At 73.4% G+C, this 14,462-nt stretch carries 10 protein-coding genes and 1 pseudogene; 1 reads left to right on the top strand and 10 read right to left on the bottom strand.

Annotation, left to right across the window (positions count from 1 at the left end):
• Nucleotides 1-12: 12 nt before the first annotated feature.
• Nucleotides 13-315 (top strand): annotated as a pseudogene (locus ACFCY7_RS24165) (DUF6190 family protein); the annotation flags it as partial.
• 18 nt (nt 316-333) lie between these two features.
• On the opposite strand, the gene ACFCY7_RS24170 reads toward ACFCY7_RS24165, so the two are convergent.
• From ACFCY7_RS24170 to ACFCY7_RS24215, 10 genes are all read right to left on the bottom strand, one after another.
• Complete coding sequence (locus tag ACFCY7_RS24170; protein WP_376488126.1) at nt 334-1,416, bottom strand: Zn-dependent alcohol dehydrogenase; 1,083 nt, start codon at nt 1,414-1,416, stop codon at nt 334-336.
• A gap of 111 nt (nt 1,417-1,527) precedes the next feature.
• On the bottom strand, nt 1,528-2,919 hold the full coding sequence (locus ACFCY7_RS24175; RefSeq protein WP_376488127.1) for an aldehyde dehydrogenase family protein: 1,392 nt from the start codon (nt 2,917-2,919) through the stop codon (nt 1,528-1,530).
• Between the two features lie 456 nt (nt 2,920-3,375).
• Entirely contained in the window at nt 3,376-4,152 is a 777-nt protein-coding gene (locus tag ACFCY7_RS24180; protein WP_376488128.1) for a class F sortase, read from the bottom strand.
• Nucleotides 4,139-4,822, bottom strand: coding sequence for a hypothetical protein (locus ACFCY7_RS24185; RefSeq protein ID WP_376488129.1), 684 nt, complete (start codon nt 4,820-4,822; stop codon nt 4,139-4,141). The genes ACFCY7_RS24180 and ACFCY7_RS24185 overlap by 14 nt, the downstream gene beginning before the upstream one ends.
• Nucleotides 4,823-5,101: 279 nt before the next feature.
• On the bottom strand, nt 5,102-6,541 hold the full coding sequence (locus ACFCY7_RS24190) for a CitMHS family transporter (protein ID WP_376488130.1): 1,440 nt from the start codon (nt 6,539-6,541) through the stop codon (nt 5,102-5,104).
• A 119-nt stretch (nt 6,542-6,660) separates the two neighbouring features.
• Nucleotides 6,661-8,862 (bottom strand): molybdopterin-dependent oxidoreductase, encoded by a 2,202-nt coding sequence (locus tag ACFCY7_RS24195; RefSeq protein WP_376488131.1) that lies wholly within the window; start codon nt 8,860-8,862, stop codon nt 6,661-6,663.
• Nucleotides 8,863-9,018: 156 nt separating this feature from the next.
• Nucleotides 9,019-9,873, bottom strand: coding sequence for a TetR family transcriptional regulator (locus ACFCY7_RS24200; protein WP_376488132.1), 855 nt, complete (start codon nt 9,871-9,873; stop codon nt 9,019-9,021).
• A gap of 37 nt (nt 9,874-9,910) precedes the next feature.
• Nucleotides 9,911-11,218: a hypothetical protein gene (locus ACFCY7_RS24205; RefSeq protein WP_376488133.1), complete on the bottom strand. Its 1,308-nt coding sequence runs from the start codon at nt 11,216-11,218 to the stop codon at nt 9,911-9,913.
• Nucleotides 11,215-12,012, bottom strand: a complete 798-nt coding sequence (locus ACFCY7_RS24210) for a hypothetical protein (RefSeq protein WP_376488134.1) — start codon at nt 12,010-12,012, stop codon at nt 11,215-11,217. The genes ACFCY7_RS24205 and ACFCY7_RS24210 overlap by 4 nt, the downstream gene beginning before the upstream one ends.
• On the bottom strand, nt 12,009-14,288 hold the full coding sequence (locus tag ACFCY7_RS24215; protein WP_376488135.1) for a right-handed parallel beta-helix repeat-containing protein: 2,280 nt from the start codon (nt 14,286-14,288) through the stop codon (nt 12,009-12,011). Before ACFCY7_RS24215 ends, ACFCY7_RS24210 begins: the two co-directional genes overlap by 4 nt.
• Nucleotides 14,289-14,462: the final 174 nt, after the last annotated feature.

Below are 14,462 nucleotides of genomic sequence, written 5' to 3' on the forward strand. Positions count from 1 at the left end.
CCCTGTCGCGGAATGCCTGGCCGTCGTTCTCGCATCCTGCCCACCGACCTGGCCGTCGACCGGGGCGGCTACGACGAGGGGGACGTCCGCCGGGCCTCGACCGCACCCGGGCTCGACGGACCGCCCACTCATGAACGGCTCGTCCTCGCGCAGGTCATCGGCAAGGGGGGCGTGCTCCGCACAGCGAGCCCCCGGCTGCTCCGTACACCCGGACCTTCCGTCGAACCGATCGTGCGGGAGGGGGCTCGACACCCGGTCGAGGAACCCTCGTTCCCCACCCACCCGCGGGAGCTCCACCAGCGGTCGCCGGTCCTGAGGGTCGCGGGGCGGGCGTCAGGGGAAGACCACCAGCGCCCGGCCGCCCTTGCTGGCGAGCATGTTCTCGAAGGCGCCCGGGATGCCGTCGAGGGTGATCCGCTCGGTGACGAGGGCGCCGAGGTCGAGGCGGCCGGCCCTGATGTGCTCGGCGAGGACCGGCAGGTCCTCGGCCGGGTTCGAGTTGCCGTAGACGCAGCCGGCCAGGGTGCGGCCCCAGTGGAAGATCTCCAGGGCGTTGAAGGTGACCTGCTGGTCCTTGCCGCCGATGCCGACGACCGTGGTGCGGCCGCCGCGCCGCGTGGACTCCCAGGCGGTACGGATGGTGACGGCGCGGCCGACGCACTCGACGGCCACGTCGACGCCCTGGCCGCCCGTCAGCTTCCGGATGTCCTTCGCCGTGGTCTCGGAGGCCACGACGTACTCGGTGGCTCCCGCCGCCCTGGCCAGCGCCTCCTTCTCCGGGGAGACGTCGACCGCGACGATCGTCGACGCGCCCGCGATCCGGGCGGCCTGGAGGGTGGCGAGGCCCACTCCGCCGACGCCGAACACGGCGACGGTCTCGCCCTCGCGGACCCGGGCGGAGTGGTGGACCGCGCCCCAGCCGGTGAGGACGGCGCAGCCGAGGAGCGCCGCGTCGGTGAGCGGCACGCCGTCGGGGACGGGCAGGACGCAGTTCGCGGCGACGACCGTCTCCTCGGCGAAGGCGGCGACGTTGAGTCCGGGGTGGAGCTCGGTGCCGTCCGCCGTGCGGGCGTGGATGTTCGCCGTGCCGGTCAGGGCGTTCGCACAGAGCCAGACCTCGCCGAGCGAGCAGGGGTGGCAGCTGCCGCAGGACGGCGCCCAGTTGAGGACGACGCCGTCGCCGGGGGCGACGTGGGTGACCCCGTCGCCGACGGAGACGACCGTGCCTGCGCCCTCGTGGCCGAGGACGGCCGGAACGGGCACGCGCATGGTGCCGTTCGTGAGCGACAGGTCGGAGTGGCAGACCCCGGCCGCGGCGAGCCGGACGCGGACCTGGCCCGGGCCGGGCTCGGGGAGTTCGATGCCGGTGATCTCCAGGGGAGAGCCGACGGCGGGCAGGACTGCGGCGCGGATCACGCTCGTTGCTCCTTCTGCGCTCGGGTGGCCGGGACTGTCGGGTGGCCAGGACGGTCGGGAGGGCAGGACGGTCGGGAGTCAAGACTGGCGGAAGTCAGGACGGTCGGGAGGTCAGAACTGGAGGGACTTGGTCTGGAGGTACTCGGCGAGGCCGTGCGCGCCGAGTTCCCGGCCCACGCCGGACTGCTTGTAACCGCCGAAGGGGGCCAGCGGGTTGAAGCGGCCGCCGTTGATGTCGACCTGGCCGGTGTCCATGCGGCGGGCGAAGGCGACGGCCGCCTCGGGCTCGCCCCAGACGGCGCCGGCGAGGCCGTACTCGGTGCCGTTGGCGATGGCCAGGGCGTCGGCCTCGTCCTCGTACCGGAGGATGGAGACGACCGGTCCGAAGATCTCCTCCCGGGCGATGGTCATGTCCGGGGTGACGTCGGCGAAGACGGTCGGGGAGACGTAGTACCCGGTCTCGCGCGGCGCGTCGGGGCCGCCGGCGACGAGGCGGGCGCCCTCCTCGATGCCCTTCTCGATGTAGCCGCGGACGCGTTCCCGCTGCTTCGCGTTGACGAGGGGGCCGACGCGCTCGCCGGGGACGTACTTGGCGACGGCCTCGGCGGCGAGCGCCACCGCCTCCTCGTAGCGGTCGGCGGGGACGAGCATCCGGGTCCAGGCGCTGCACGTCTGACCGGAGTTGGACATGACGTTGGCGATGCCGACGGCGACGGCCTTGGGGAGGTCGGCGCTCGGCAGGATGACGTTGGCGGACTTGCCGCCGAGTTCGAGGGCGACCCGCTTGACGGCCCCGCCCGCGAGCGCGCCGATGCGGCGGCCGACGGCGGTGGAGCCGGTGAAGGAGACGAGGTCCACGTCCGGGTGCTCGGCGAGCGCCTGGCCCGCGACGGGGCCGAGGCCGGTCACCAGGTTGAAGACGCCGGCGGGCAGGCCCGCCTCGTGCGCGGCCTCGGCGAAGAGCTGGGCGGTGAGCGGGGTGTCCTCGGCGGGCTTGAGGACGGTGGTGCAACCGGCGGCGAGGGCCGGGGCGACCTTGGCGACGATCTGGTGGAGCGGGTAGTTCCACGGGGTGATCGCTGCGACGACGCCGACCGGCTCGGCGTAGACGGTGGAGTTGCCGATCCTCTCCTCGAAGGAGTGGGTGGCGGCGAGCTCGGCGTACGAGCCGGCCACGGCGATCGGCAGGCCCGCGTGCACGGCGGCGGCGAGCTGCGGCGGGGCGCCGAGTTCGGCGGTGACGGTGGCGGCGATCTCCTCCGCGCGGGCGGCGAGCGCGTCGCGCAGCGCGGCGATCCGGGCTCCGCGCTCGGCGGGCGGGGTGGCCGCCCAGCCGGGGAGCGCGGCGCGGGCGGCGCGTACGGCGGCGTCGACGTCCTCGGCGGTGCCGGCCGGGACGTGGCCGATGACCTGCTCGTCCGCCGGGTTGATCACCGGGATGGTGTCCGTGGACGACGCGGGCCGCCACTCCCCGCCGATGTACATCGCGTCGTGGGCCTTCATCCGCTGTCTCCTCACGTTGCCGGTTCCCCGTCCGCAACAAACTAGCGCCGTTAGTTTTTCGGCGCCAGAGTCCACCGGAGTGCCCCCGGTCTCACCGGCGACGCGCCACGACACCTGACAACGGCACCGGCACCGGCACCGGCACCGCTCGATCGTGCCGCCCCGCCCCACGAGCTGTCCACGTCCACCCGGCACAGCCGTGCACCCGCGGAACTGGCGGATCCCCCCTTGCCCGCCGGGGCGGAGACACGGAACGGTCCGAGCCGGTCCCGTCAGGTCCGAGCCGAACCGGTCCCGCCAGATCCGAGCCGAGCCGTTCCTTTCCGGTCTCCGCCGTACGCACGGCACGCCCCGCCCGACGGAGCGGCTGGATCCGTCGGGCGGGGCGTGGTCTTGGGGACGGGCCCGGGGGCCCGGAGCACCGATCCAGGGGCGGGGTCGCCGCCGGACCGGCGGTCAGATCTTCTGGGCGAGGTCCGTGAGGTGGGCGAAGACGACGATGTTCGCCTCGTAGCCGGTACGGCGGTCGAAGGCTCCGCCGCAGGTGAGCAGGCGCAGTTCGGGCCGCCCGGTGGGGCCGTACACCTCCTTGTCGGGAAAGTCGGCCTTGGCGTACGTGCGCACGCGGTCGACCGTGAAGACGGCGACCTTGCCGTCGGCGCGGGCGACCCGGATGGTGTTTCCGGCACTGAGGGAGTCGAGGTTGAGGAAGACGGCGGGCCCGGTGCGGGTGTCGCGGTGGCCGACGACGACGGCCGTGCCGCGTTCACCGGGGGTGACTCCCTTCGCGTACCAGCCGACGACCTGGGGGTTGTCGATGGGCGGTGTGGCGAGCCGCCCCTTGCCGTCGGTGCCGAGTTCGGTCACCGGGGCCTCGACGGTGATGGCGGGGACGGCCAGGAGGGTGGGGCGCGAACGGGACAGCGGCGCGGGCGGGGGTGCCGGCCGGGGCGAGGGTGCCGCCCGGGGCGGCGGCACGGCCTTCGGATGGGCCCTGGGTTTCGCCTTGTGGTCCACGGCCGCGGGGGCTCCGGCCGCTGCGCCGCCCGCACCGGTCTGTCCGGTCCGGCCCGGCGCGGCCGGGCCGGCGGCGAGCGGCGGGTCGGCCGGCTCACCGTCGTCGTCGGCCCACCAGACGCCCCCGGCGACCAGGACCGTGACCACCGCCACGGTCCTGGCCAGCCGGAGGATCCGCCGCCTGCGTCGCGTGAGGCGGGACCTACGCGGCGCCATTGTCGCGGCGGCGCGAACGGCGGATCAGGACCAGTCCGGCCGTGCCGGCGAGGCCGGCGGCGACGGCGGCTCCGATGCCGAAGGCGGAGGAGTCCTCGGCGGCGATCTCCGCGCTGCCGCCGCCACCCGCACCGACCGGGCCGTGCGGGGGCCTGCCGTGACCGTGCCCGCCGGGACCGCCAGGGCCGCCGGGGCTATCGGGGCTGCCGGGGCTGCCGGGATCGCCGTTCGGCGGTTGGCTCGGGTTGGTGATGACGTCACCGGGGCACTCGACCTTGAAGACCTTCTGCTTGCCTGCGCCGTTCTGGCCCTCGAAGGTCCAGACGAGCTTGTACTGACCGCTGGGCAGCGACAGCGTGCCGGTGTGCCCCTTGCCCGTGGCGAGGGTGATGTGACCGCTGAGGCTGGGGTCGTCCGCCTTGGGTGGCTGGGGCGTGATCTCCCAGTCGACTTCCTGGAGCGTGTCGAAGTTGAAGGCCGCTAGGTAGAACCTGCAGACCTTCGGCTCGTTGCGCTGGTCGTCGAAGGGCGTGCCGACCTTGTGGATCTTCACGTCGCCGTTGTCACCGGGGGCGGCGTACGCCATGGGCGCGCCCGCGAGGGCGAGGCCACCGAACGCGAGTGCGGCTGCGGCGGTGGCGGCGAGGGGTCGGACGGTACGAGCGGGCATGCGTGTTCCTCCGAAGGGAGATCGTCGGACGGATTAACCGATAATCCGACCATCTGTCACCGATCAGCCACGCAGGGTGGCGACATGCGTGCACCACCCCCCGAAGTCGCCCGTCCGGCGCACACGCGGCCGCGATGGCAGGCCCGGGTCCGATCGCCGCCCCGGGACGGCCGCGGGCGCGGCGCCCGGACGCCTTTGTCAGCCCGTACACGGCTACGGGCCCGGACGCCGTCGCCGGCCCGGGCCCGTCCTCGCTTCGGAGGATTCCGCTCCCTCGCGTCAGATGATCCCGAAGAGGATCCCGGCGGCCAGCACGACCAGCGAGGTCAGCGCGGCCCACTTCACCGTGAACCGGGTGTGGTCGCCGAACTCCACCTTCGCCATGCCGACGAGCACGTACACCGCCGGCACCAGCGGGCTCGACATGTGCAAGGCCTGCCCGACGAGCGAGGCGCGGGCGATCTCCAGCGGCGACACCCCGTGGGCCGCGCCCGCCTCGGCGAGGACCGGCACCACGCCGAAGTAGAAGCCGTCGTTCGACATGAAGTACGTCAACGGGATGCTCAGCACGCCGGTGACCAGGCCCATGTGCGGGCCCATGCCCTCGGGGATGGCGCCGACGAGCCAGTCGGCCATGTGCTTGACCATGCCCGTGCCGGTGAGGACACCGGTGAAGACGGCGGCGGCGAAGACCATGCCGGCGACGTTGAGGACGTTGTCGGCGTGGGCGGCGATACGGGCCTTCTGCTCGGCCATGTTCGGGTAGTTCACGGTGAGCGCGAGGGCGGCGCCGAGGAGGAACAGGACCGGGATCGGCAGCAGTTCGAGGATCATCGCCGCGAGCAGCGCGACGGTCAGGCCGGCGTTGAACCAGTAGAGCTTGGGCCGGAGCGTCGCACGGTTCGGGTCGAGCCCCTGGAAACCGTCGGCCGCCGCGGCACCGGAACCGGAACCCGTGCCCTTGCCGGTGATGCTGGTGCCGGCACCCGTAGAACCCGTGCCGGTGGAGCCCGTACCCGTGGAGCCCGTGGAGCCCGTGCCGCCCGCCGCGACCAGGACGGTCTCCGTCTCCGTCTCCGGCTGGAGGGCCTCGTCGAGGGTGAGGTAGCCGATGCGCTTCCGCTCACGGCGGCCGAGGACGTACGCGAGGGCGAAGACGAAGAGCAGGCCCATGCCGAGCGCGGGGATCATCGGGACGAAGATGTCGGCGGCGTCGAGCTTCAGCGCGGTCGCGGCGCGGGCCGTGGGGCCGCCCCAGGGCAGGGTGTTCATGACGCCGTTGGCGGTGGCGGCGACACCCGTCATGACGACCAGGCTCATCCCGAGCCGCTTGTAGAGCGGATACATCGCCGACACGGTGATCATGAAGGTGGTGGAGCCGTCGCCGTCCAGGGAGACGATCGCGGCGAGCACCGCGGTGCCCACGACGACGCGCACGGGGTCGGCCTTGCAGAAGCGCAGGATGCCCCGGACGATCGGGTCGAACAGGCCGACGTCGATCATGACGCCGAAGTAGACGATCGCGAACATCAGCATCGCGGCCGTCGGCGCCAGCTTGCCGACGCCTTCGATGACGTAGTCGCCGAGCTGGGCCCCCTGCCCGACCGCGACGCAGAAGAGCGCGGGGATCAGCACGAGCGCCGCGATCGGCGACATCTTTTTCATCATGATCAAAACCAGGAAGGTCGCGATCATGGCGAAACCGAGGACGGTCAGCATGGAGGACACCTCACGTTCACCCTTGAACTGCCGCCGAGCGGCGGTCCGGATGACGGTAGGTGTCCGCTTCTGCCGTTAACAAGACGTTGACGCGTGAGCAATACGAGCAAAACCCCAGGTCACGGCAGGGGCGACACCTCGACGGGGAAGCCGTTCAGGACGGCGGTGCCGGAGAGGGGGTCGATCCGGGAGCCGTCGAGCAGCTGGTTGACGTTGACACCGGGGCGGGCGGACGCCACGGCGAGTCGGGTGCCCGGCCGGTCGTGCCCCCAGCCGTGCGGAAGGCTCACCACCCCCGGCCGCACCCCGTCGGTGACCTCCACCGGCGCCTCCACCTCCCCGCCCTCCCCCTTGACCCTGGCGAGACCGCCGTCGGTGAGCCGGAGCCGCTCCGCGTCCTCCGGATGCACCTGGAGGGTGCAGCGGTTCGATCCGCCGCCGAGCGCCGGGGTGTTGTGCAGCCAGCTGTTGTTCGAGCGCAGGTGCCTCCGGCCGACGAGGTGGAGGGTGCCCGGCTCCGGTACGGCGTGGAGCGCGTCCCGCAACCTCGGCAGGTCGGCGGCGAGGGGCGCGGGGAACAGTTCGATCCGTCCGCTGCGGGTCTTGAGGAGCTGCGGGATCCGGGGCTTCAACGGCCCGAGGTCGACGCCGTGCGGGTGGGCCTTCAGTTCGTCGAGGGTGAGCCCGTACGGACCGAGGCGCAGCATCAGGTCGAGCCGCCGCTCGGGGCCGGTGTCGCCGGAGAGCCCGGCCGCGAACTCCTTGGGGTCGGCGCCGTACGCGGGCGAGTGCTCCTGGGTCACGGCCCTGGCGAGCGTCATGTCGATCGCCAGCTCGTCGACGGCGGACGGCGGGGCCCCGTCCGGCCCGGACACGGCGAGGATCAGCCGGGCGTGGATCTCGCACTCGTCCATGCGGTCCGCTTCGAGGGGGACGGCGGCCGGTGTGTAGCGGGCCTGGTCGCGGACGGCGAAGCCGTTGAAGGCGAAGTCGAAGTGGGCGCTCCGGGAGGGCGGCGGCGGGGGCAGCAGGACGTCGGCGTGGCGGCTGGTCTCGTTGAGGTACGGATCGACGGCGATCATGAGGTCGAGGGAGGCGAGGGCCGCGTCGAGACGGTCGCCGTCGGGCGCGGACAGGACCGGGTTGGCGGCGACGGTGATCACCGCCCTGATGCGGCCCTCCCCCGGCGTCTCGATCTCCTCGGCGAGCGCGACCAGCGGCAGTTCGCCCTTGACCTCGGGGTGGTGCGAGACCCGGCTGTGCCGGCGGCCGAGGGCGAAGCCCTTCCCCGGTCCGGCGGGGCGCGGGGCGGGCGCGGTGGCGGAGAGCGGGAAGAGGGCGCCGCCGGGGCGGTCGAGGTTGCCGGTGAGGATGTTGAGGACGTCGACGAGCCAGTTGCCGAGGGTGCCGTAGGCGACGGTGGAGCTGCCCATCCGCCCGTACACGGCGGCGGTGGGCGCGGCGGCGAGTTCGCGGGCGAGGGTGCGGATGGTGGCGGCGTCCACGTCGCAGGCGGCGGCGACCGCCTCGGGGCTGAACTCCCGTGTCGCGGCCCGCACCTCGTCCACCCCTTCGACGTGGGCGGCGAGCGGACCGAGGTCGGTGAGGTCCTCTTCGAAGAGGGTGTGGACGAGGGCGGCAAGGAGGAGCGCGTCGGCGCCGGGGCGGATCGCGACGTGCCGGTCGGCGAGGCGGGCGGTGCGGGTGCGCCGGGGGTCGACGACGGTGAGGGTGCCGCCGCGGCGGCGCAGCGCCTTGAGCCTGCCGGGGAAGTCGGGGGCGGTGCAGAGGCTTCCGTTGGAGTCCAGCGGGTTGGCCCCGAGGACGAGCAGGTGGTCGGTGCGGTCCAGGTCCGGCACCGGGATGGCAAAGGGGTCCCCGAAGAGCAGGCCGCTGGAGACGTGCTTGGGCATCTGGTCGAGCGTGGACGCGGTGAAGAGGTTCCGCGTCCGCAACGCGCCGATCAGCAGGGGCGGGTAGAGGGCGCCGGCGAACGTGTGCACGTTGGGGTTGCCCAGGACGATACCCACGGCATCCGGCCCGTACTCCTCGACCAGCGGCCGAATTCGTTCGGCGATCGTGTCGAACGCCTCGGCCCAGGTGGCCTCCTGGAGTCTGCCGTCCTTCCGGACCAGCGGGCCGCGCAGCCGGTCCGGGTCGCCGTCGACCTCGGGGAAGGCCGCACCCTTGGGGCAGATGAACCCCTGGCTGAAGACGTCGTCGCGGTCGCCCCGCGCCCCCGTCACGCGGTCCCCGTCGAGGGTCAGGACCAGTCCGCAGGTCGCTTCGCAGAGGGGGCAGATGCGCAGGGCGGTGGACATGGCGTCTCCCTGGGGCGGCGTCGGGCACGGGTGGCGCCGAGCATACCGACCGGTAGGGACGTACGGGAGGGGTGCGCGGGGGCGTTGTACGGAAAGGTGCCGCGACGCCCCGCGACGCCTGTGGTGCCCCGTGCCGCCACGGGGCACCACGGGGGGCTACGACGACAACGAGGGCGCCAGGTAGGCGTGGAGCAGGTGGCGCGTCTCGTCGACGAGCGCCGGATCGCCCGCGGGGTCGACCCGGAAGGCGAGCCGGACGAGGGCGTCGGCGGTCTCGACGCCGACGAGGACCTTCCGCCGCAGGTCGTCGTCGGCGGTGCGGCCGAGATGGGCGGCGAGGAGCACGCAGATCCGGTCGGCGACGAGGCGGTTGGGGTCCTCGGCGAACCTGTCGGCCTCACTCGCGCCCTCGCCCGCGCCCGCATCCTCGTCCGCACACGCGTCCGCCTCCGTGTCCGCGTCCGCCTCCGTGTCCGCGTCCTCGTCCGCGTCACCGGGTGCCTCGCCGGATGCCTCGCCGGAGCCTTCGGAGGCCTCCCGGCCGCGACCCCGGCCGCCCCTCGGACCGCTGCCCGGCCCGCCGCCCGGACCGTCACCCGTGATGTCGTCGGGCGCGGTGGCGGGCACCCCGAAGTCGACGAGCGCGAACCCCGGGACGGTCCGCTTCATCGCGATGAACTCGTCGAGGACACCGTCGATCGCCCCGTGGGCGTCGAGGAGCGGTGTCGCCTCGAAGCGGGTGGAGATCCGCTCGGCGTACTCGTCGAGGTTGCGGTGGGCCAGGGCGGCGACCATCGCCCGCTTGTTGCCGAAGAAGCGGTAGACGGAGCCGATGGGAACGCCGGCGCGGACGGCGACGGCGCGGGTGCTCAGCTGCTCGTACCCGGTCTCGTCGAGGAGTACGGCGCAGGCGTCGAGGATCCGGGCGAGCCGCTCGGCGCTGCGCTGCTGCACGGGGGTGCGACGGAGCACCGGGGGCGTCTGGGGGCTGGTCTGGGGCACGGGGACCATGATGCCGCTCCGGTCGGGGGTCGGGCGAAGGCGGGCCTCAGGCGATGAGCAGGCCGATGCCGCCGAGGGTGTACGCGATCATCAGCACGAAGAGCGGGAGTTGGCCGGCGACCGCCCGGTCGGGTGGGAAGAGGCGGACGGACCGGTCGTGCGCGGCGACGACACCGAGGACGTGACCGGTGACGATCGCGGCGACCTGGAGGGTCGCGAGGCCCCCTGGACCCAGTGGTGGAGCGGGTGCGGGGGCGTTGTCAGTGCCCGCTGCCATGATGACTGTACGTGCTCCTTCGGTGGCAAAGAGTGAGAAGTAGTGGGCGACGAGGTAGCCGAGGGCGATGGGCAGGAGCGAGTGGGCGAAGGAGGTGAGGGGGGTGGTGAGGTCACGGTGCATCAGCCGCAGGGCTCCCGCGCAGAGGCCGTAGCAGGCGGCGGCGAGGGCGACGGCGGCGAGGAGGCCGAGCGTGGCGGTGGCGGTGGGGCCGAGGGGTGAGGTCTGGAGGGTGGTGATCCAGCGGGGGTTGTCGGAGAGGCCGTCGTAGGCGGTGGAGCCGAGGAGGACGCAGACGGTGGCGACGAGGCCGGGGGTCTGCGGGGTGGAGTCGAGGCTGTGGAAGGGGGAGCGCAGGACGAGTCGGCCGTCGGTGCGGCGGCCGAGGGGCGAGAGGCGGGCGAGGAGGGAGGAGTAGACCTCGAAGGGGTCGGCGTGGGCGAACCAGCGCTCGCCGTGGCGGGCGGCGCCGAGCAGCTGGACGGCGGCATGGACGGCCAGGGCGATGAGGAGGGTGGTGCGGGAGGCGTTGTCGGGCGCGACGAGTTCGAGCCAGGTGAAGAGGAGGAGCCCGGCGGCGGCGGGGCGGATGCCGAGTGCGGCGGGCAGCGGGCGGGGGTGTCGCGGCGGGCGGAGGGCGTGGGCGGCGCGCAGCGGGTTGAGGAGGCGCCAGACGGGGCCGAGGAGGAGGGAGGCGGGGACGAGACCGACCCAGAGGAGGACGTAGAGCGCGCCGGGTGCCGGGTTGCGGTCCGGGTCGTCGGGGCCGAGGAGGAGGTGCAGGAGGAAGAGCAGCGCGACGGCCGTGCCGAGGAGCCGGAGGGCCGTGCGGGTGGCCGGCGCGTCGGCCACCCGCTGGAGAGGGGCGGGGATCGGGCGCCCGGCCAGGTCGCCGCGGAAGCGGGAGGAGGACCAGAGGAGCCCGAGGGCGAGGAAGGAGACGAGGAGCGCGGTGAAGGCGCCGGCGTAGGCATAGAAGGGAGAGAGGGGGAGGTCGTGCCGGGAGCCCACGCCGTGGGCGAGCGGGAGACCGAGCGACTCGGCGTGGGCGTGGGCTGCGGCGGGAACGGCGCTCATCGGACGACGAGTTGGGTCAGCACGAGTCCGGACTCGTGCGTCTCGACCTCGAACAGGCCGGTGCGGTCGGCGGTGAGGGTGAGGGTGGCGGGCGTGCCGGGCCTGAGCGGGAGCTCGCGGTCGTAGCCGTGCACGTGGACGGTGTCGGCGCGGTCGCCGGTGACACGGAGGGTGAGGCGTTCGCCCTTCTTCAACTCGATGCGGGAAGGAGGTGGTTCGACGGTCGTCCCCTTGATGGTGAGGGTGACCGTCCGGCCGGTGTCGGTCGGCCGGGGGCTCGGCGGCGCGGAGGTGGCGGGGCCGCCGTCCAGGCGCACGGTGGCCTGGACGGGGGTTCCGGCGACGGCCCAGGCGGTGTGGTCGTCCGCGTGGAGCCGGACGGTCAGGGTGTGGGCGCCCGGCGGCACGTACCCCCAGGGGCCGTAGAGGCGGGCGGTCTCCCGGCCGTCGACCAGCAGGCGGGCGTGGCCCCGGCCCGGGAGGGCCGCGCCACCGGTGCTCTCGGGGGTGAAGCGGAACCTCTCCACGGTGAGGTGGACGTTCCAGCCGCCCTCCGGGTCGGGGCGGGCCTCGGCCCTGACGGTGGGCGCGTCCGCCGCGGGGAGTTCCCGGAGCCGGTGGCCGCCCTCGTCCTTCGCCGGGAGCAGGGTGCCGCTGCTCCCGGTGGCCTCCTGGTGGGTGGTGCCGGGCTTGTGATGGGTGGTGGCCCGGCCGCCGCAGCCCGTGAGGGTCAGCGCGGCGGCCAGCACGGCCGTGAGGGAGAGGAGCGACGCCGCCCCGCGCGGCCGCGTCACGGCGTCCCCCCGGCGGAATCCGTGGCGGGCCCGGCCACGGCGGGACCTGTGGCGGGCCCGGTCGCGGCGGGATCCGTGGCGGTCCCGACTGTGGCGGAATCCGTGCCGTGCCCGGCCGAGGCGTTGGCGGAATCCGTAGCGGTCCCGACTGCGGCGGAATCCGTGCCGTGCCCGGCCGTGGCGTGCCCGGCCGTGGCGTTGGCGGGATCCGTGCCGTGCTCGGGAGTGGGGGAATCGGCGTCGGGATCAGGACCGGGGGTGGGGGTCGGTCGGGGTGGGCGGGCGCCGGAGGCGATGACGGCCCAGAGGACCCAGACGACGCCGAGGAGGAGGCGGAGCCAGGCGGGGCTGACGGGGATGCCCGGCACCATGAGGACGGCTTTGTCGAAGGCGTCGAGGAGGGTGAGGGCGCCGAGGGCCAGGGTGGTCCAGGCGAGGACGGGGCGGGTGGGCCGCAGGGCGAGGCCGATGAGGGTCCACCAGATCCCGGTGAGGAGCAGTGCGAGGGCCGGGAGGGCGGTCGGGGTGAGGGCCAGGGTCGAGGCCGCCACGTCGAGGGTCAGGCCCGCGAGGCCGATGAGGGTGGCCACGCCGGCGAGTCGGCTGCCGCGCAGGCGACGCCACCACAGGGCGCAGCCGGCGAGGGCGAGGACGAGGGCGCTGCCGAGGGCGAGCTGGGTCTCGACGCGCTGGAGGCCGCGGGCGCCGTACCAGTCGCAGCCGGCCGGGAGGCGGCGCGCCTGGACGTTGTAGTCGGCGCAGACGAGGAGCTGGGCGAGTTTGACGGGTTCGCCGACGAGCCGGTCGGTGTTCCCGGAGACGTCGCCGCGGCGGGTGCCGCAGCCGGGCAGGGCGCCGGGGGTGGTGGCGCCGGCGTCGGACTGCCAGCAGTTCCCGCTGCCCTGGCCGTCCCACCAGACCTCGGAGCGGTTGGGGCGGGCGTTGCCGGCCTTGTCGACGCCGAGGTGGTTGCCGGCGTAGCGGTTGTGGTGGGAGGTGTCGGTCTGCTTGCCCCAGGCGGACTCGCCGCGGATGAAGGCGGGGACGGCGCTGAGGAAGAAGGCGGAGCGCTGGTGGCCGTAGATCCAGTTGTCCTCGTAGAGGTTCCAGTTGCCGCCCGCGGTGATGATGCCGGTGCCGGGGGGCATGGAGATCTGGGGGCAGACGACGCCCTGTTCGTAGCCGCGGTCGACGGGCGGCTTGGCGCAGGTGCCGTCGGCGACGTACGGGTAGTAGTTCTGGTTGTTGTCGTGGATCAGGTTGCGTTCGAAGCGGGCGTGGTTCTGGGGCAGTCCGGGGTGGCCGGGGAAGGCGGAGTCCATGGAGGCGCCGCCCATGTTGTGGTCGAGCTCGTTGTCGTGGACCCAGACGGAGTCCCCGGCGGTGCCGGAGTAGCCGACCATGTTGTGGTGGCTGCGGCAGCCGGTGATCTCGATGGAGTAGCGGGGGACGTCGTAGCCGTAGCCGTCGTTGATGTTCGAGGCCGAGCCGGGGTAGATGCCGGAGTCGCCGTTGCCGTACGACTCGCAGTTCTTGTAGAGGCCGTGGTCGGAGGCGAAGGTGAGGAAGCCGTACTCGTCGTTCCAGCGGGTGAGGACGTCGTCGATGACGAAGCCGTCGGCGGCGAGCACGTACAGCGAGTTGAAGGTGGTGCGCTGTGCGGTGAAGTTGCGGAAGTAGATGCCGTCGGAGCCGTCCGCCCTGAGGGCGTTGAGCTTCTGGTACTTGGCGTCGATGACGACGTCGAGGCGGGAGGCGCCGGTGCCCTCGATCTGGAGGTTCTTCTTGCCGAGGATGGCGACGAGGTTCTGGTTGTGGGGGCAGCTCCGCTGCTGTTCGTAGCTGAGGATCTGGTAGCCGAGCGAGGACTTGGGGGCCTTGAGCGTGGCGCAGGCCCCGGTGGGCTGCGGCAGGGACGGCTCCTCCTCGTACAGGCCGGGGAGGATCGCGATGGTCATGCCGGGCCGGTCGACGGCGTCGACGGCCTGCTGGAGGTGGCGGTATCCGGCGCGCGCGCAGCGCTCGTAGAGGGCGAGGTTGCGGGTCTTGAGGGCGGCCGGGAAGCCGGCGATCCGGCGGTCGAAGTCGGCCCGGTCGGTCTTGCAGACGAGGAGGTCGGGTTCGCCCGTGCGGAGTTTCGGCACGCTGCCGGAGCCGTCGGGCAGGGTGATGGGCCGCTCCTCGTGGGCCTGGGCCCCGGGTGCGGTGAGCAGGGCTGCGGCGAGTGCCGCGAGCACGACCGTGAGCGCGAGGACGAGTCTTCGGGTCCAGGACATGCGCGTGAGAGTAGAGCATTGTTCATCTTTCCTGACCCCCTCGTGCACGGACTCGTGCGGACGACTGGAGGGAAGACCGGGAAAGACCGTGGCGGGCGCGGCGAAGCGGTCGCGGAGCGCCCTGGGGACCCTGCCCCGTTGACGTGAGCCGCGCGGAATCCTACGGTCATGCAT

Source organism: Streptomyces sp. NPDC056361, assembly GCF_042262805.1.
Taxonomy (GTDB): Bacteria; Actinomycetota; Actinomycetes; order Streptomycetales; family Streptomycetaceae; genus Streptomyces.